General features: G+C 39.3%; 13 protein-coding genes. 6 read left to right on the top strand and 7 right to left on the bottom strand.

Features of this window, described 5'->3' with window-relative positions; translation table 11 throughout:
- The first annotated feature begins 589 nt into the window (after window positions 1-589).
- From ACQP6D_RS02775 to ACQP6D_RS02790, 4 genes are all read left to right on the top strand, one after another.
- Entirely contained in the window at window positions 590-2,221 is a 1,632-nt protein-coding gene (locus ACQP6D_RS02775; RefSeq protein ID WP_427857368.1) for a calcium-binding protein, read from the top strand.
- 1,118 nt (window positions 2,222-3,339) lie between these two features.
- The gene (locus ACQP6D_RS02780; RefSeq protein ID WP_427857369.1) at window positions 3,340-5,496 is read left to right on the top strand and encodes a calcium-binding protein; all 2,157 of its coding nucleotides are present in this window, start codon (window positions 3,340-3,342) and stop codon (window positions 5,494-5,496) included.
- Between the two features lie 837 nt (window positions 5,497-6,333).
- On the top strand, window positions 6,334-6,609 hold the full coding sequence (locus ACQP6D_RS02785; protein ID WP_427857370.1) for a hypothetical protein: 276 nt from the start codon (window positions 6,334-6,336) through the stop codon (window positions 6,607-6,609).
- 169 nt (window positions 6,610-6,778) lie between these two features.
- Complete coding sequence (locus tag ACQP6D_RS02790; protein ID WP_100152327.1) at window positions 6,779-7,621, top strand: class II glutamine amidotransferase; 843 nt, start codon at window positions 6,779-6,781, stop codon at window positions 7,619-7,621.
- Between the two features lie 620 nt (window positions 7,622-8,241).
- On the opposite strand, the gene ACQP6D_RS02795 is transcribed toward ACQP6D_RS02790, so the two are convergent.
- The 5 genes from ACQP6D_RS02795 to ACQP6D_RS02815 form a co-directional block, all read right to left on the bottom strand.
- The gene (locus ACQP6D_RS02795) at window positions 8,242-9,603 is read right to left on the bottom strand and encodes a sodium-dependent transporter (RefSeq protein WP_427857371.1); all 1,362 of its coding nucleotides are present in this window, start codon (window positions 9,601-9,603) and stop codon (window positions 8,242-8,244) included.
- Window positions 9,604-9,830: 227 nt separating this feature from the next.
- The gene (locus ACQP6D_RS02800) at window positions 9,831-10,634 is read right to left on the bottom strand and encodes a carbon-nitrogen hydrolase family protein (protein ID WP_427857372.1); all 804 of its coding nucleotides are present in this window, start codon (window positions 10,632-10,634) and stop codon (window positions 9,831-9,833) included.
- Window positions 10,635-12,139: 1,505 nt separating this feature from the next.
- Window positions 12,140-12,640: a Fur family transcriptional regulator gene (locus ACQP6D_RS02805; protein ID WP_267408176.1), complete on the bottom strand. Its 501-nt coding sequence runs from the start codon at window positions 12,638-12,640 to the stop codon at window positions 12,140-12,142.
- Window positions 12,641-12,651: 11 nt separating this feature from the next.
- Complete coding sequence (locus tag ACQP6D_RS02810; protein WP_100152321.1) at window positions 12,652-13,404, bottom strand: SDR family oxidoreductase; 753 nt, start codon at window positions 13,402-13,404, stop codon at window positions 12,652-12,654.
- Between the two features lie 162 nt (window positions 13,405-13,566).
- A complete protein-coding gene (locus tag ACQP6D_RS02815; RefSeq protein WP_100139853.1) occupies window positions 13,567-14,517 on the bottom strand; it encodes a D-alanyl-D-alanine carboxypeptidase family protein in 951 nt (316 codons plus the stop codon).
- A gap of 409 nt (window positions 14,518-14,926) precedes the next feature.
- On the opposite strand from ACQP6D_RS02815, the gene clpX reads away from it, so the two are divergent.
- Window positions 14,927-16,204 (top strand): ATP-dependent Clp protease ATP-binding subunit ClpX, encoded by a 1,278-nt coding sequence (gene clpX, locus ACQP6D_RS02820; RefSeq protein WP_267408178.1) that lies wholly within the window; start codon window positions 14,927-14,929, stop codon window positions 16,202-16,204.
- 174 nt (window positions 16,205-16,378) lie between these two features.
- Here the strand turns inward: clpX and ACQP6D_RS02825 are convergent, their stop codons facing one another.
- Window positions 16,379-17,056 (bottom strand): S24 family peptidase, encoded by a 678-nt coding sequence (locus tag ACQP6D_RS02825; RefSeq protein WP_100139851.1) that lies wholly within the window; start codon window positions 17,054-17,056, stop codon window positions 16,379-16,381.
- Between the two features lie 183 nt (window positions 17,057-17,239).
- Between ACQP6D_RS02825 and ACQP6D_RS02830 the strand changes: the two genes are divergently transcribed.
- Window positions 17,240-17,515: a hypothetical protein gene (locus ACQP6D_RS02830; RefSeq protein WP_427857373.1), complete on the top strand. Its 276-nt coding sequence runs from the start codon at window positions 17,240-17,242 to the stop codon at window positions 17,513-17,515.
- A 191-nt stretch (window positions 17,516-17,706) separates the two neighbouring features.
- On the opposite strand, the gene mpl is transcribed toward ACQP6D_RS02830, so the two are convergent.
- Window positions 17,707-19,101: a UDP-N-acetylmuramate:L-alanyl-gamma-D-glutamyl-meso-diaminopimelate ligase gene (gene mpl / locus ACQP6D_RS02835; protein ID WP_427857374.1), complete on the bottom strand. Its 1,395-nt coding sequence runs from the start codon at window positions 19,099-19,101 to the stop codon at window positions 17,707-17,709.
- Window positions 19,102-19,105 lie beyond the last annotated feature (4 nt).

Below are 19,105 nucleotides of genomic sequence, written 5' to 3' on the forward strand. Positions count from 1 at the left end.
AATATGGCTGCTACAGTATAAAAATCAAGTTACATATCCCAATACAAACAATCCGCAATGCTCATTTTTTAAGCAAAACATCAGCTTGCCTCACAACCTTTAAAACCATCACATATACACTTATAAAAAAATCTTCTCCCATTCCTAAATCAAAAACAATAAACTCAAACTTAAAAAAATCAATTTAAAATAATTTCAAATAGATATCAACCTCAAAAACATAAATTCAATTAACACATACTTTAAAATATTTAATTCAGAATTAACCTCAGCACTAACAAACATCCATACCAATAGATAGTAAAAATTCATTAGAAATATTAATAGATACATAATAAAAAAAATATATATTTCAATAATATAATTGATAACTCAACTTGATAGAATATAACATTTGTGTTATTTTGACGATTCATAACATTTATAAACATCTTCATCTATGAAGAATAAATTGGAGAACGTACTTAAATTCTGTCTAAAAATTTTTCCAAGTCTTATTGGGTATAAATAACCAGCACTCACTTGAATATTCAGCAACATAAGAGCTGAAATAATTTCTCCCAAGCAACGCTAATTTCAGGAAATGATTATGTCTAACATACAAAACACAACAGAAATGAACACTATTCTTGTATCTGAAGATATCTATCAAGATGATGAAAAGTGGAAAAGTGATCGTTATATATTTCAGGGCAGCCAAGGTAAAGAAATCTCCATTGAAGACAGAGGTATTGCGGAATTACCATTTTTAAATCAATGTAATGAACTTGTACTTAAAGGTGCTAAGGCTACAGATATAGTATTTACTCGCGATGGAGATGACTTAATCATCCACCCATATCACAATGAAGACAGTATTAGATTACCGTATTATTTTTACGCCCCTTCTTACCGTGCATTCAATTTTATCGCTGATGATAAGATACTAAATGTAGCAGATGTGGCCTTGAACGTGGCACAACAAACTGGACAAAACGTAACTGAAATTATGAATGAACTTAGCCGACAGGAATTATTGTCCGCCACAGTGGAAAACGATACATTAGGTTGTGAAACTCCCTCCACTGTGTATCCTACTCATTTAATTGGAGGCAAAGGTGACGATACATTAATTGGATATGGAGACTATAGTATTCTTGAGGGTGGAGATGGTGATGATTGTATAAAAGCTCAAAGCTTTGACTATGCCTATATAGATGGAGGAAAAGGTAATGACTATATATGGACCAGTGCCCGTAACAACATCTGTGTATTTGAAAAAGGCCATGGTCAGGATGTTGTTAATACAGTTTATAGCAATGGATTCGGATATTCGAATGAATTTGTATTTAAGGATGCATACTCCAATAATGTACAGTTTATCCAACAAGGAGATAATCTTTTAGTTAAAGCTTATGGCAATGACGATATTGTCACTATATTTAATTTCTTTGTTTATAAAGATTCTGATTTTAAATTTACTTTTGATGACCGCTCATTAACTGCTAAAGATATTCCGGCTGATATAACAGTTATTCCAGCCATTAATACCAGCTCTGACTATGTAGAACTTGGTAATAATAAATCAAAACAATATGACAATATGGTTTTAACAGGCACTGCTGAAGATGATTATTTAATTGGGAGAAGAGGAAACGACAATTTGATTGGCGGCAGCGGTAGTGATAAATTAGAAGGTGACGATGGAAATGATATTTTAGATGGTGGCAGCGGCTATGATATTTTAAATGGTGGCGATGGAAATGATATTCTAATTGGTGGTACCGGTAATGATTTTCTTTACGGCGGTACTGGCAACGATACATATATTTTTGGTGCCGGACACGGGATGGATCAAGTTATCGAATATGAATTTTCAGCTAGAGAAATGAATACACTGAATTTTTCCGAATATAGCAGTAATGAGCTTTGGTTAAGTTTAAACAACGGTCAGCTAGTCATCTCTCACATTGGTTCACAAGATCAGGTAATGGTAAACTACTGGGAAGAAAATTCTACCTTTGACCATTACAAAATTGTTACTGCTGATGGCAAACAATTAAGTGGAAGCCAAATCATTAAGCTAATTGATGCGATGGCCGCTTTTGACACAGCTCATGGGATTAATGCGCACGATTATTATGCCGATTCTCAATCACAAGAAAACTTGTTATCACCTGATTTGGTTAGCCAGATGCAACAATTTACCCAACAAACCCAAATTTCTTCTATGTGGGGTTAAGTAGTTACACATATTTTATTCAATCAAACCTGCCAACCCAATGTTGGCAGGTAAATTTATTACTACTAAAATCTCGGTGTAAATAATGGAAATGATAAGATTCCAGTAGGTATTAGTAATAACATCCGGGTAGGTAGCATAAGTAATGATCACTTAGAAAAACATGCAATAGCTTAGCAGGTAGCAGCCAAAGTAGCTTCAGTACCAGGCATTTTTAGCACACCCTTACTGCACCTGCACAATCAGATTTCCATCAAACTTCAGATTGCTCCCCCAGCAGCATCACTGCTACAGTCAGCTCACCCATAGCACGATGAATCGCCATCGGATAAGTTTTACTCTTTGCCACTTACTGCCGTACTTCTTACAAATTCACATACATATAAAACAGCAACCACATCAAAATCAAGTAAGATTCTCAAATCAAACAATCCATGCAGCTTAATTTTTAATCAAAACATAAGTTTGCCTAACACCTCTAAAATCATCACATATAATCTTAATTTAAGATTTCCTTCCATCCCTAAATCAAAAACATTAAACTTAAACTGAAAAATCAACTGAAAATAATTTCAAATCAATATAAACTATAAAACCATAAATTTAATTAACAAAACCACTAAAATTTCAATTCCAAAATTAACTAACTCAAAACTTAACATATATTAAAATGTACAGTTAAAATTCATTAAAAGCCTCAATAAAAATAAACAAAAATATTAAATTTTTCAATAACATAATAGATAATAAAACTTGATTGAATATAACGCATATGTTATTGTATATTTACAAAGTATCTTTATTACTAAAGATCAAAAAATAAATTTAGCGGATATAGCCATGAGAATAAATCAACATAAGTGTGAAAAAGTAGCAGATCTTTTTTTTGCTACAAGTTATCTGTAATTAAAAATTACTTTGTAATTGATAAATAAGTAATTCATCACAAAAGATATTAAATAGCGGAAACATTTGGTCATATTCTTACCACTTCATGGAGGATAAAACATTAGCATTTGAAAAACTAGGAAATAGTATACTATTTTCATTTTAATTCAATTTTTATAGATTTGAATCTTATTTCTTTTTAATGCATTACATATTTCTAAAGGAAAAATATGTCTTCAACAAATGTAAACACAATTATCAGTACTGCTCAAAATGAGACTTTGAAAGGCACCGATTACAAAAAAGACCGTTATATTTTTCAAAAAGGCCATGGCCAAGACATCATCGAAGATAAAGGTATAGCCAGCCAGCCAGACGATACTATATTTACTTACGAAAATAATATTGATCCTAATCAAGCACAAATTTTTGAAAATGAAATTAACGAACTGGTGTTTACCAATGCCAATTCAACCAATGCTATATTTAGCCGTTCGGGTAATGATTTAATAATCAAAGCTTACGATAGTGAGGATTCAGTAACCTTACGCTCTTTTTTCTTAAATAATGGTCAAGCAGAATACAGAAATTACAAATTTATCTTTAATGATAAAATCATCACGATAAACGATCTAGCCAAGATTCCCTTTTCTTCTTCAGAAGTAAACGATACCCATGTTATAGAAGGCTGGTTTGGAAACGATATCTTACATGGAAGCAATGAATCCAATTCGATGAATGGTGGGGATGGTGATGACGTTATTTATGGAAATGGTGGTGATGATCAATTAATGGGTGGATTAGGCAATGACACCATTTACGGCGGCGATGGCGATGATTTTATCTACGGCGGAAGTTATGTTGATTTCGCAAACCTAGATGGAAACGACTATTTAGATGGAGGAAATGGAAACGACCATATTTTCGGAGGCAGTGGACATGATATTCTAATTGGCGGAGCCGGCAATGATTACCTAAAAGGTGGGGACTGGGAAAGTGACGAATATATTTTCCAAAAAGGCCATGGCCAAGATATTATCGAAGATCTGGGCTACGACTTGCTACCCGAATTGAATCAGACCAATACTTTAAAATTTGAAGGTGCCAATGCCTCGGATGCGATATTCATGCGCGATGGTGATGATTTAGTTGTGTATGCTTACAATAGCGATGATAGCGTCAGACTGACAGATTATTTCAAAGATGCATTTCATCGTGCTTTTAACTTCAGCTTCGAAGATGAAATATTGGATATAGGTGGCGTAGCGCAAAAACTGGCACAACAAAGTGGCCAGAGTATGACAGATTATTTAGACCTTTTCTTGTTACAAGGAATGCAGCAGGTAGCATCAAATACAGATGATATTTTATCAGGCTACGATCCAGAAACTTTGGAAACAATGAACCAACTAATTGGCAGCAATGGCAACGACCGATTAGATGGACTAAATGAATATAATTTTCTTGATGGAGGTGACGGTGATGATATTTTGAATGGGGCAGGAAATTATAATATTTTTATTGGCGGTCAAGGTAATGACCGTATGAGAGGTTCTCACAATCATAAAGATATTTACTTATTTGAAGAAGGCCATGGTCAAGATACTATCGATGATGCCGGTGAATCTGCTTACTTGTTAAATTCAGCATTATCAAATGAACTTATCTTTAAAGGCGGTATAAAAAGTAATGTTAAATTTGTCCGTATAAATAATGATTTAGTAGTTCAAGCTTATAACAGCGATGATTCAGTTACATTAGAAAAATTTTTTGATAGTCAATATTATCAGGATTATAAATTTATATTTGATGATGGCGTGATAAATGCACGCGAAGTACCTGATAATCTACCAATTAACGGTACCGATGGAGATGACTACTTATTAGGTACTGAAAAAAATGATGTTATAAATTCAGGTGCGGGAAATGATGTGATTTTTGCTGGCAATGGAGATGACATCATAATAGGTGGTACAGGTAATGATTATCTGGATGGTGGAGCTGGAGCTGATCGCTATATCTTTGCTGCTAACCACGGGCAAGATACCGTAATGGAATGGGACACCAACTCTAACGAAATCAACTCATTGAGTTTTACTGATTACAGTAGCCAAGAGTTGTGGTTCAGGCAAGAAAATGATTCCTTGTTGATCTGCCATATTGGTACCAATGATCAGGTTAGAATTGAGAATTGGTTTGCAGATCAAAGTTTTCAGCATTATAGCGTTAACACAGCCGACAATAAGCAGATAAACGCGGCACAAATCCAACAACTGGTTGAAACCATGGCTACCTTTACCAATAGTTCTGATTTTAATTCCCCAGATATGGCTAGCCAAATGCAACAATTTACCCAACAGGCAAATATTGCAGCGTACTGGGGCTAATTAGATTTGTAGGCTGCATATTTTATATTACCTGCCAGTATTGCTGGCAGGTAATTTTTTATATTAGATAATTTCTCAGACCAAATAATACGCATATTTTAAAAATTAATAATTCTTTAAGAACAAATAAAATACGATTATTTCTAGATTTTACAAAAAAAAATTTGCTTGGACCTTAATTTTTAACATTTCTATAGCATTTCAATTCTTTTCAACGATACAAAGCTAAAAATAATTTGAACCAAGAAACTAACGGTAAAAATTCTTTTATTACGACTTAATCATTAATTTCATAAGTAGAATTATATTTTTTATTAGAATTGTCTTAATTCTATGCTAATTTATCCAGCAATATGACTGGAGACTTCAGTATGAGAAATTCATTAATAACGTATACTAAAGCTAGATGATTATTACATTGCGGAAAATGGTGACGGAATTACAACCATTGATGATCATAATAGCTTGTCTTATATTAAAGTGGACAACTTATAATCGCTTTCTTTTACCGCTTATAAAGATGGGATAATGGTTAAAAACAAAGTGAATGGCGATGCTATTTAACTGGTTGGCTATGATATTAAGAACAAGAAAAAAGATTCAGATTTAGCTAATATCATTTTTACAGAAGATAGTAAGCAAGGTAAGACCTTATTAAATCTGATCACCAAGAAAAAAACGCTTAGCCCTGTCACATAGAACGAAGTAATCAGTAGTGCTATTCAGAGCCGTCAGATAAATGCTATAGACGATTGTTTGCGGCGAGATTCAGATGATTCTTACAGTAATGCTTCAGGGTTAAAACAACAATATTTTAACTGGCCGGATATAAGAACGATGCTTCCAGATGCTGGTATCTTAAGAGACAATGATGCACAGGATATGGTAGCAGAAAACACATTTGCAGCAGCAATCAGCAAACCAGTAAAGGATGTTACAGTAGCGGCAAACGCTGACTATGAGGTTTTTAATCATGCGACGGCGGCTTTACTCAATCAGGCCATCGCCAGCATGGATAGAGGATTTGCTGTTGCTGGTATGGCGTGTTCTTCAGCTCAATATAAAGCTTTTACTTCTTCTGCTGAGATTTTATCGTCCTCATCAGTACTATAAAAGTCAGTGTCTACTCTTGTAGTCTAAAAGTAAGCCTGTAACCACAGTTACAGGCTTTTTATCATGATTTATGCGCTTGAATTATGGATTACTTTAATCAGGTTGTATAATCTTAAAATAGTGCAACATTATTATTACAGTATTTATTGATTGAAGGAGAAATATTAGTATGTGCCAGTTGTTAGGCATGGATTGCAATACCCCTACAGATATCGTGTTTTCTTTTGAAGGATTTCGTTTACGCGGTGGGTTAACTGATAATCATGCGGATGGTTTCGGGATTGCTTTTTTCGAAGGCCATGGGGTACGCCTCCTGCAAGATGATAAACCTTGTGCCAGCTCACCTGTAGCCGATTTAGTGCAGCAATATAAAATCAAATCTGAAAATGTGATCGCACATATCCGCAAAGCTACTCAGGGACAAGTGCATTTGGTAAATACTCATCCTTTTGTACGCGAACTATGGGGAGAATACTGGGTATTTGCACATAATGGTAATCTACGCGGTTTCAAACCAGCCGAAGGAGAATATTTTACTCCGGTTGGCACCACTGATTCGGAAGAGGCATTTTGCTATCTACTGGAACAGCTTCGCCAGCGTTTTCGCCATAAACCTGAGCGTGAAGTATTATTCAAAACAATTGCAGAAATCACAGCTGAGCTGCGCCAGTATGGGCTATTCAATTATATGCTTTCGAATGGCGACTGGTTAATCGCCCATGCCAGTACCCTGCTCTTTTATATTATTCGACAGGCGCCGTTTGGTAAGGCCGTACTATCAGATGAAGATGTGGCGATTGATTTTTCTGCGGTGACTACACCACACGACCGAGTAGCTGTAATCGCCACCCTACCCCTTACCTGTAACGAACAATGGCAACAACTGGCTGTAAATGAATTAGTTATGTTTAGTCAGGGTGCGATTGTATTGCGAGATTGTGTTCAGCCACCGCAATATATGAGTGTGGAAGAAGGCTTAGCAATTGCGCGCAAGGCAGGCGTAACGATGTGAAGGAGCTGATATTAGGTAATTTATTTGCTAATGTGCTGTAGCGAGCTATTGCCACAAAAATGATTTATCCGCTTACTTTTAAAGATTTCGGTATTCGACATATCTGCAGCGCTTTGATGAAACGGAAAAAAATTTAAATATTTATCATCCAAAATTTTGTTTTTTATCATCAGATGCTAATATTTTAATTGCATCCAGTTCAAAATATCGGCACAAAGATGGAGAGCATAAGTATTATCAACTTAGTTAAAAAATAATTTCTGCATAATAGCTTTTCATTACTTAAGCATAAAACGATATCACATTTTCTTCATTTTGCTGCTTAAACCAGATGGAAAAAGAATCCATGGTATTAAATGGTAGAAAAATAGATCATTTAAAAGCGAGCAGCATGACTTATGCAGCACTAATTCACTATACAAAAGAATGATTTAGAAGCTTTTATAAAAGCTAGTTTAAGATTGAACTATATCTAGATAAAATATAAACTATTTTATTTATTTTTATAAAAATCAAATAGTTACAAAACCTACCAATAAAAGCACAGGCCGGCATTTTTCTTTGCCGGCCTGTGCTTTTATTGGTGATAAACCTATATTCTAATAATAATTATACCAACATTACATAAATCCGTAAATCAGAATAGCAATCACTGCCACTGGAATAACGATTCGGCATAAAAATTTCCACCCAGCAAATATGACTGGACTTAAATTCAGTTCTTGCCGGATGGTTTCCTGTTTCATCATCCAGCCAGCAAAAATAATGGTACCCAGACCAGTTAATGGCAACATCAGTTTACTGGTGAGGTAATCCAAGCTGTCAAAAATATTTTTACCGAAAATAGTTACATCCTGCCATTCATTAAAAGACAACAGACAGGCAATACCCAATGCCCAGATAACCACGCTACTTACCAGAGTGGCGGATTTACGGCCTAGGTGCGTTTTTTCTTCCAACAGTTCGACTGTTGGTTCCAGTAATGAAATTGAAGATGTCAGTGCTGCAAAAGTGAGAAAAATAAAGAACAGAATACCGATGATAGTACCGCCAGCCATATTACCGAAAGCAATTGGTAAAGTCACGAAGATAAGGCCAGGGCCTTCACCCGGTTGCAAACCGTTGGCAAATACAAGAGGGAAAATGGCCATGCCGGATAACATGGCAACGATAACGTCCAGAATCACCACAGTACGAGCAGTAGAAATCAGATTAACATCTTTGCCCAGATAGGAGCCGTAGGCCATCATAATTCCCATACCAAGCGATAAACTGAAAAAGGCATGGCCAAGAGCCGCTAACACTGCTTTTCCGGTAATTGCGGACCAATTTGGGGTAAACAGGAAAGTGAATGCTCTACCAAAGGAAGGGCCGCTGACAACCGCCGCATAAATCACCAGACCAATCAACAAAACGCCCAACCCCGGCATCATGATTTTACAAGAACGCTCCAGACCGGCTCCTACACCCATGGCAACAATCAATGCAGTTGCAAACATAAACACTGTATGCCATGTAAGCAGATGACTTACACTACCGAGAAATTGCTGAAATACCTGACTGGTACCATCGCCATGCAGTCCTTTAAAGGTACCACTACCGGCCAGAAAGATATAATCGGTAGCCCAGCCACCAATCACGCTATAGAAAGACAGAATCAAGAATGAGCCTAAAACGCCGATAATCCCTACCCAGCGCCATGATTTAGAACGCCCTTCAGCAGCAGCTACATCTTCCATGGTATGAATCGGATTTTTCTGACCGCGGCGACCAATCAACCATTCCGCAACCAGAATCGGCAGGCCAATGATAAACATACATATCAGATAGGTCAGCACAAAGGCAGAACCACCCATCTGCCCTGCCATGTAAGGAAATTTCCAGATATTGCCCAGACCCACTGCCGAACCTGCTGCGGCAAGCATAAAGCCCATCCGCGAGCTCCATTGCGAATGCGATTTTTTCTTAGTTCCACCACTCATAACTGCCCACTGCTTCCTAAATCAAAATTTGATAGAAAATTCAACATTTAACTTTATATAGTCAAAATTTAATCGATAATCATGCCATGATTCTCTTTTTTGGACAAGTAATGATTGCTGTTGTCCTGTTTAAATGATTACAGATTTGATTATTTAGACAAAACGTCTATCAAACTCGTCAGTTCCAGTGCGAAGGTTGCTATTTTATTGAACCAAATCATTCCTGATTACAATATGCGATGCTGGAGTGCCGGTAATTTACTGCGTACTGATTGCAGAAAATCATTATTCAGCTCCGCGGTAATCACACCCTCACCTTCCGGCAAACAGGCCAGCACTTCGCCCCATGGATTAATGATCATGCTGTGACCAAAGGTACGGCGGCCGTTTTGATGTGTACCACCTTGTGCTGATGCGAGAAGATAGCATTGATTTTCAATTGCACGTGCGGTTATTAGCGTGTGCCAGTGCGCTTTACCGGTGGTATAGGTAAAAGCAGCGGGCAGTACAAGTACATCAAAAGGCAGTTGAGCCCGGAAGAATTCAGGAAAACGTAGATCGTAACAAATGCCTTGAGCTACGGAAACATCATCTACTTTTAACTGCGGCACATCCATGCCTCGCAAAATCGTATCCGCTTCTGCATAACTTTCATTGGCACCCACAAATCCAAACAGGTGCATTTTATGATAAAAGCCAAGCAGCTCACCAGCGCGGCCGTATACCATCATAGTGTTAAGCACTTTGGCTTTATCTGTGCTTTGTAATGGTATGGTACCGCCAAAGAGTACGATACCCAATTCAGCGGCCAGCGATTTTAAAGCGGTTTGCAACGGTCCATCGCCAAAGACTTCAGCCACCTTCACCTTATCAGTATCATTCTGCCCCATAATGGGCCAGTACTCTGGTAACACTACCCACTCAGCCCCAGCAGCCGCAGCTTGCCGCACCAGACGCTGCATAGACTGAATATTTTCCGCCACGTTCGTGCCAGAAACCATCTGCACAATGCCCACTGAGATGTTGTTCATATGTATCTCCTTAAACTGAATGCCGCTGCCAGAACTGTTGAATGAAAATTATTTATAGCCTCAACTTATTTTACATGCAAATTTTTTTAAGATATTTGACTGGCAAATAAATTTTTAAATTAGATTAAACACATGAATAAATGTTTGTCATACCTATTTTAATTAATATATTAATATTATTAGTTAATTTTAAAATCTGTTCAATTTTTTACTTTTAGTTTATTCTGTCACTAGAAATTGTCATTAATACAAAATAATAATTCTTTATTCACTACTATTATCAAAAAAAGGAATTTCTGCTAAAACTCTACTAGATTATCATCTTGTCAATGAAATGCCTTTCGGGCTGCTGAAGAGGTAATTATTCAAACAAACTACAATAAATTTGAGTATTATTGCATTACTAGAAACAGCTTTCTCAAAATTATTTAAAATCCTTATTCAAACGAACAGATTTATATTGAAAGTTTGTTTCAATTACAGCTAAAAATTAATATAAATAAAGCAATACCAAATTTGACAGTGCGCTACTTTCACCATCATTACTATAGACACAGATTCATTATCGAATATAAAAGCATTACCTAAATATATATTCTGGATGGTTTGAATTAACTGAATAACTAACTTAATAAAAATTAAGAGGATAAAAATGTGTTTGAAAGCCAATTACGACCAACAATAAAAAATACATCAGAAAATATTTAGAGCCATTGATAATTTTGATAGTTATATTATTCAAGCTGGTGGGTGTGCTGATAAAACCTACGTACTAATTGAGTCGTTAAAGTATTTTCTCCAGCATAGAATCAATGAATTACGTAAAAACAATTGAGGGCTATACTGATGGCCTGCTGCATGAAGAAATGTTTGGATAGAAGGAAAAACCAAGCCCGATGTAAAACTAACAGATAAACAAATAGATAAAAAATCAACAAGAGAAACTCAGCTATAAAAAAGATTCTGAACAGTGGCTTAGATTTATGACAGCAATGGATGACTTTTCAACAATGAGCACGATAAGCTGCAAACATTTCAATACAAAACGTATGATGGCACCAAGATAAAAATATAACAATGTAGCAATAATCTTGGGATATAACCTTAGGAGAAACAATAAAAATAATTTTAAAATTTTTTTTGCCAGTCTGTCTCTAGAGCCAGAATAAACCGTATACGGAAGAGGAAACCAGAAAATTGGAGAATAGCCGTAATCTGTTTTATACCGCCTGCTCTCGCGCACGGAAAAAACTTTGGATTCTTTATTTGGATGATATTAATGATATCGAAGATAACTTGAAGAAGCTGTTTACATCTATTAAGCCTTTTAAGTATCAGGGATAGCTGCTGGGGTAATGGCAATCTAATCGTTCATTATGGTTTCTAAAGAGTGAAGGCACTTTGGCAAGACTGAATAATGCTTGTTGAAATATGGCGAAAATCCGCACAGCCTGAAGTTTGGAATAGCAGGCAGGCGGAAAACTGATTGAATTCAGGGAGATATTTTAGGCTGGCTTTAGCTGGCAATGCAGGCAGATTCCGGTAAGTACGATGTGTTCATCATTCAATATGAAACCATTGTCGGCTGCACGCCGGCGTAGAGCTGCCCATTCAGAGCTCAGGCTTTGTTCATCCACAGTACCGCACTGGTTGCAAACCAGTACAAAATCGTTGTGGTGGATGTCATCTTCATGACAATCACTATCACATTCATGCTGCACATGGCGACAGAGAATATAACCGTTTACCGCTGGTATTTTATGCAATACACCCTGCTCTGCCCAAAAGTCTAATGCGCGATAGGCAGTTGGCGGAGCGATGGTGCTGCTGCTGTGTTGCTGCATGTGTGTCAGTACTTGATAAGCTTTAATGACACCGCTCATGTTTAATACAATATCCAGAACTTGTTCGCGCAATTGGGTGATGGTGACGCTGTGCTGGACACATTGAGCAATGATGCGGGCTTTTTCTTCAGCTTTGGACTGCCACACGGTCTTACTACTCATTCTAATCAGCCTCAATCCAAATCACGGGTTACACTTAGGCCGGCAAATGTTTGTGCTACAGGCATAATTTCAATGTGGTTTACATTCATATGAGCTGGTGTCTGATAGAGCCATAACACGGTATTGGCGATGTCTGCTGGTTGCAGATAGCTGATGTGTTCGTATACAGCCGCAGCTTGCTGCTCATCGCCGCGAAAACGGACATTAGAAAATTCAGTATCGCCACACAGGCCCGGGGCGATATTGGTGACACGTATGCGGGTACCGGCCAGATCGGTACGTAGATTGAGGCTGAACTGGCGCACAAAAGCTTTGGTGGCACCATAAACATTGCCGCCTTTATACGGCCAAGAACCAGCAGTTGAGCCAAGGTTGATGATATAACCGGCATTTTTGGCTACCATGCGTGGCAGTATCTGACGGGTAACATAGGTTAAACCAAGAATATTGGTATGAATCATGGTTTCCCAGTCGGCATAGTTTGCTTCCTGAGCGGGCTCCATACCCAATGCCAGACCCGCATTATTCACCAATAAATCGATATCTGCCCATGTGCCTTGCAGGGAGGCCAGCGCGTTATCTACACTTTGTTTGTCGGCAACGTCCATGTGCAGGGGTAAAAAGGTGGTACCCAGCTCGGCTTGTAATTGGTGTAGTTTTTCCAACCGCCGCGCCGCACCGATAACTTGATATCCGGCACGAACCATTACCCGACACATTTCGGCACCAAAACCGGCAGAAGCACCTGTAATTAATATAGCCATATCTGTACCTTTTCCTGTTGTCTGTTTCAGAATTGATTCCGGTGTTTACTCTAATGTTAGCACGTTCCGCTGTGTTGTCTAAGTTACTCAGCAGTCAGGTTTATCGGCAAGATAACAAAAACCCCGTTATTGCTAACGGGGTAATCAATGTTAGTACAATAATCAGAGAGACTGCTGCATCGCCCATGAACGTAACGCACGAGCGTCACTAACACGGGTGGTGGAGCTTGGAGAATTAAGCAGCACGATGGTCACGGGTTGATTTTGTACACTGGTAAGCAGCACCATGGAGCGGCCAGCTTCACGGATATAGCCAGTTTTCTGTAGAGCAATCGGCCATACACCTTCACGTACCAGTGCGTTGGAATTATGATACTGCTCTACGCGGCCATTACTGGTATAAACTGAGCCGGAATTATCAGTGGAATATTGTCTGATAAGCGGATATTGGCTGGCGCCACGTACCAACAATGCCAGATCGCGTGCAGTAGCCTGATTACGCGGGTCGAGGCCGGTTGGTTCGTAGAAACGTGCATTATTCATACCCAGCTCGGCTGCTTTGCGATTCATGGCTTCTACAAATGCCGGCATTCCTCCTGGATAAGTGCGTGCCAGCGCATGGATAGCACGATTTTCACTGCTCATCAGTCCGATGTGGAGCAATTCGCGCCGCGTCATCACTGTGCCAACAGATAGACGGCTGGTGGAGTTTTTCAGCCGGTCTATTTCAGCATCGGTGATGGTAATCGGCTCGTTCATATTCTGATTGGCATCCAGCACCACCATGGCGGAGAGAAGCTTGGATATGGAAGCAATGGAACGAACTTGATTAATATTTTTTTGATAAAGGATTTCTCCGGTTTGATTGTTCATAATCAAGGCCGATTGTGAACTTAATAAAGGACCGGCAATTTGTGCGCGAGCTTCCAGATTGGCATCTGGGTGGTTACTGATAAATGAGCTGAGGGTGTCAGACTGGCCACCGGCCTGTTTTTGTTCGATAAATCTGCCGAGAACATCTAGATCACCGGCTACCGTAGGTACGGCAAAAAACAGGCTACTGCTTAACAAGCTTACCCACTGCCAGCGACGCAGACAAGATAAACGTGACATGATAACTTCCTTTTTGACCCTGTGTGAGGGTTATATAATTCTCTATTAGTTGCTTATTCTGAACGTACGAAAGGTGCGGCTAGGCTACACCTATGGTTGAGAGGCGTGTTTAAACGTACAAATTATCAGTACGAAATTTTGTTTCTCTTATTGATTATAAGGCAATTTCAATCACGGCCGGTATTTTCTGAGCCAATTTAATTGTTTAAAAGCTGTTTATAAACGATATTTTAATTAGTTTTGCATTGCTAAACTGATTTCACAAGTGGATAAAACAACATCAGCATTTGGTTTGATATCAAGCTAATAACATTATATACTCGTTTTTTGGCCGGATCTGGGCAATTTGCGCTTTAGACATCTGGATCGGCTTTCGCTATAAGCTCTTTTTTCTGATGAAAACCTGTTTATGAGTAAAGAAATTCGTTATTGTTCGTTTTGCGGGAAACCGGAAAACGAAGTTAAAAATCTGATTGAAGGTGACAACGCATTAATCTGTAATGAATGCGTGGATACATGCAACGACATGCTACATAATGCAGGTGCTTCTTCTGCAGAAAAATTTAAGCCGGCAGGTGGTACTGATACCGACAGCGGCCTAGACAAGCTGCCAACACCGGCGGAAATTGTGGCGAATCTGGATCAATATGTAATTGGACAGGAAACGGCCAAAAAATCACTGGCTGTGGCTGTATACAATCATTATAAACGCCTGCGTTTTGGCAAAGAAGAAGGACAGGTAGAGCTGTCTAAATCCAATATTCTTCTGATTGGACCAACCGGTTCCGGTAAAACGCTGCTAGCACAAACGTTGGCTCGTAAGCTTGATGTGCCGTTTGTGATGGCAGATGCCACAACCCTTACTGAGGCCGGCTATGTGGGTGAGGATGTAGAACAGATTATTACTAAATTGCTAAGCAAATGCGATTTTGATGTACAGAAAGCGCAAAGAGGTATTGTATATATTGATGAAATCGATAAGATTTCTCGCAAAAGTGATAATCCTTCTATTACTCGGGATGTATCTGGGGAAGGCGTACAACAGGCATTGCTTAAATTGGTGGAAGGTACGGTGGCTTCAGTACCGCCACAAGGCGGCCGTAAGCATCCTAATCAGGAATTCATTAATGTTGATACCACGAATATTCTGTTTATTTGTGGTGGTGCATTTGCTGGTCTGGAAAAGGTAATTCGTCAGCGCACAGAAAAAGGTGGTATTGGTTTTGGTGCGGCGGTACACAGTAAAGATGAAAATACCAATGTCAGTGAGTTATTTCAGACTGTGGAACCAGAAGATCTGATTAAATTCGGGTTGATTCCTGAGCTGATTGGCCGTTTGCCGGTGATTGCTACGCTGGCAGAACTGGATGAAGATGCTTTGATTAATATTCTGACCGAACCGAAAAATGCTTTAATCAAGCAGTTTCAGGCATTATTTGCTATGGAAGGTGTGGAATTACAAGTACAGCCTTCCGCCCTGCAAGCAATTGCCAAACTGGCTATGGCGCGTAAAACTGGTGCACGTGGCCTGCGCTCCATTGTGGAAAAGGCATTGCTGAATACAATGTATGCTCTGCCGGATTTAACCGATGTGAAAAAGGTAGTGGTAAATCAAGATGTGATTGATAAAGGTGCAGAGCCTGAATGGTTACTCGCGGATGGTAGTGTTTATAAAAGTCCAAAATAATCTAGATTTATCCAAATATAAAAAACCGTCTGAATTATGCCATTCAGACGGTTTTTTAATGGATTCAGATAGTACATCGGTAGTAGGCTAAATCAGTCTGGCTTATACGCTGTGATGCAATACCTTATGGATCTTTTTTTCAAACCAATAATTTAATATCTGCTTTGCACAATTTTATAGATAGCGGCCAAACCATAAAACTTTGCCAATAATCTGCACATCGTCACTTTCGCTATCCAGCCTGATTTCGAAACTTGGATAGGCTTCGTTTGCAGAAATCACATTTACCACATTTCCCGGCATCAGCTGCAGACGTTTTACCAATAAGTTGTCGTTGATACGCAATACATACAAGCCATCACGGCGGATATGATTCATTTGCTGCACCAATATGGTATCGCCATCATTTAATACGCCTTCCATGGAGTCGCCTTTAACCGATATAACTGATAAGCCGCTCACTTCGGGGCTAATCATTGCGTTTATCCAGTCCTTGCGAAATGCCATGGTAAACATCGGTTTTTCGTTATCCACTAGACTACCGTGTCCGGCAGCAGCTTCAATGGCATAACGCGGCACATAGACAAAGTCATCAGCATTCACTGGATTACCTAGTGTATCGTGTGCCGCCTGTGTAGGCTGCTCGGGAAAAGGCTCTCCTTCTCCGGTGAGCAGCCAGTCGATACTGCATCCCTTCAATTCTTTGATACGTTTCAGGGTTTCTGCTTTAGGTAGACCGCCTTCATGCCAGATTCGGCTGAATCCGGCCATGGTCATGTCTATGTCTGTGGCAATTTTGGATTGACGCTCCCCTGGCCAGAGTGAAGCCAGACGATCCTTAAATGTTTGCATGCACAAACTCCAGCAATTATTAGAAATAACGTTATTAAATTTGTTTTTATTATACAACAATTTTAAAAAAATAAATACTAAATTAATTTTCAAGAAATTTTTAGGTTGTTTATTTATTTTTTTCTAAGTAATATAGCAAAAAATAAATAAATTATTAGATTTATCTAATTTATGGAGTCAATCATGAATGTGTTGAAGACTGTCGGGTTGGTGGCTGTATTGTTATTACTGGGCAATTTTCGCCCTACTCCGGCCGGTGCCATGGCTGCACCAGCTTCATTTACACAAGTGCTGAATTGTCAGTATCTGGCACAACTGGCCTATACCGAGATGAATACAGTACAGATAGAAGCAGCCAAAAGCTGCGATCAGCGCGAAGCTGCCCGTGACTGGCTTAGTACATATGGCAAGATGAACCATACTGAGTTAGCTAAAGCCATGGTAGATGAAGCATCCTGAATGATAAACTTTTTATCGGCAGCAATTGAGTGTCTCACTGTACGCTAACAATTGTGAATTGGTATAAGCTGTTTGAATATTCTGATTAAATAATTAAAGCCGGCTACCCACATGGGAGCAACCGGCTTGACATACTGAGAATAGCTATATCTTTTTGGTTTTGGTTTGTTTTACCAATGATGATTTATCAGCTATTTATTTGATAGTTTTGTTAGTAGCTGTTGATGGATACCACCAAAGCTGCCGTTGCTCATTACCAGAATATGATCGCCCTGCTTAGCTTCTTCTACAATGGCCGCGATTAGTGACGGCATATCCTGAAATACTTCCACTTTGTTTTGCAACGGACTTAATGCTGTTGCTACATCCCAGTCCACACCACCGGCATAGCAGTATACTTTATCGGCCTCGGCCAAACTGGTGGGCAATGCTGATTTCATGGTACCCAGTTTCATAGTATTAGAACGCGGCTCCAATACAGCCAAAATACGGGCATCAGTGACTTTCTGGCGTAAGCCAGCAATGGTGGTCGCAATAGCGGTGGGATGATGAGCAAAATCATCATATACGGTAATATTGTTGACGACGCCCTTGATTTCCATGCGTCGTTTGACATTCTGAAAACGTGACAGTGCGGCGCATGATTGCTCTACGGTCACACCTACATGCCGAGCGGCAGCAATGACAGCCAGCGCATTCATGCGGTTATGCTGTCCAAGCAGTTGCCATTCGATATGGCCGACTTTCTGCTGATGAAAAAGCACATCAAAACCACCTGTTTTAGACACTTCGCCTACCTGCCAGTCTTTACCAGAGCCAAAGCCTTCTACTTGAGACCAGCAGCCTTGTTGTAATACTTCGGATAATGCTTGGGATTCATCGTTGACTACAATTAGTCCTTCGCTGGGGATGGTACGTACTAGATGGTGAAACTGGGTCTGGATGGCAGACAAATCAGGAAATATGTCGGCGTGATCATATTCCAGATTATTGAGAATGGCGGTACGCGGGTGATAATGAACGAATTTACTGCGTTTATCAAAAAATGCGGTATCGTATTCGTCGGCCTCGATTACAAAAAACGGGCTGGTTTCGGCGCGGCTATCAGCCTGTGTAGCCGGCGGAATTTGTGGCAGTCTTGCAGACACAGCAAAATTTTGTGGTACACCGCCTATCAGAAAACCAGGCGCAAGACCGGCTTCTTCTAGTACCCAGGCCAACATGCTGGCAGTGGTGGTTTTCCCATGGGTGCCGGCTACGGCTAATACCCAGTGCTGTTGCAATATGTTTTCAGCCAACCATTGCGGCCCTGAGGTATAAGGCAGATTACGATTAAGAATGGCTTCGACCACCGGCATGCCGCGACGTGCAACATTGCCGATGACGTAGATATCTGCCGGATAGTTATCCAGCTGTGCTGCTTCAAACCCTTCTACCACATCTATACCTAAATCAGCCAGCTGGGTACTCATAGGCGGATACATTTTGGCATCACAACCGGTAACGCGGTAGCCAGCCTGTTTGGCAATGGCAGCAAGGCCTCCCATAAATGTGCCGCCAATTCCGATAATGTGGATATGCTGCATTTTT

Source organism: Snodgrassella sp. CS2, assembly GCF_050310315.1.
GTDB classification, from domain to species: domain Bacteria; phylum Pseudomonadota; class Gammaproteobacteria; order Burkholderiales; family Neisseriaceae; genus Snodgrassella; species Snodgrassella alvi_E.

Coding starts and splice junctions, on each gene's coding strand:
- ACQP6D_RS02805 (WP_267408176.1), bottom strand. CDS start 12,640: ATGAGTAGTAAGACCGTGTGGCAGTCCAAAGCTGAAGAAAAAGCCCGC.
- ACQP6D_RS02785 (WP_427857370.1), top strand. CDS start 6,334: ATGCTTCCAGATGCTGGTATCTTAAGAGACAATGATGCACAGGATATG.
- ACQP6D_RS02825 (WP_100139851.1), bottom strand. CDS start 17,056: ATGCAAACATTTAAGGATCGTCTGGCTTCACTCTGGCCAGGGGAGCGT.
- ACQP6D_RS02800 (WP_427857372.1), bottom strand. CDS start 10,634: ATGAACAACATCTCAGTGGGCATTGTGCAGATGGTTTCTGGCACGAAC.
- ACQP6D_RS02780 (WP_427857369.1), top strand. CDS start 3,340: ATGTCTTCAACAAATGTAAACACAATTATCAGTACTGCTCAAAATGAG.
- ACQP6D_RS02810 (WP_100152321.1), bottom strand. CDS start 13,404: ATGGCTATATTAATTACAGGTGCTTCTGCCGGTTTTGGTGCCGAAATG.
- ACQP6D_RS02815 (WP_100139853.1), bottom strand. CDS start 14,517: ATGTCACGTTTATCTTGTCTGCGTCGCTGGCAGTGGGTAAGCTTGTTA.
- ACQP6D_RS02790 (WP_100152327.1), top strand. CDS start 6,779: ATGTGCCAGTTGTTAGGCATGGATTGCAATACCCCTACAGATATCGTG.
- ACQP6D_RS02775 (WP_427857368.1), top strand. CDS start 590: ATGTCTAACATACAAAACACAACAGAAATGAACACTATTCTTGTATCT.
- ACQP6D_RS02795 (WP_427857371.1), bottom strand. CDS start 9,603: ATGAGTGGTGGAACTAAGAAAAAATCGCATTCGCAATGGAGCTCGCGG.
- clpX (WP_267408178.1), top strand. CDS start 14,927: ATGAGTAAAGAAATTCGTTATTGTTCGTTTTGCGGGAAACCGGAAAAC.
- ACQP6D_RS02830 (WP_427857373.1), top strand. CDS start 17,240: ATGAATGTGTTGAAGACTGTCGGGTTGGTGGCTGTATTGTTATTACTG.
- mpl (WP_427857374.1), bottom strand. CDS start 19,101: ATGCAGCATATCCACATTATCGGAATTGGCGGCACATTTATGGGAGGC.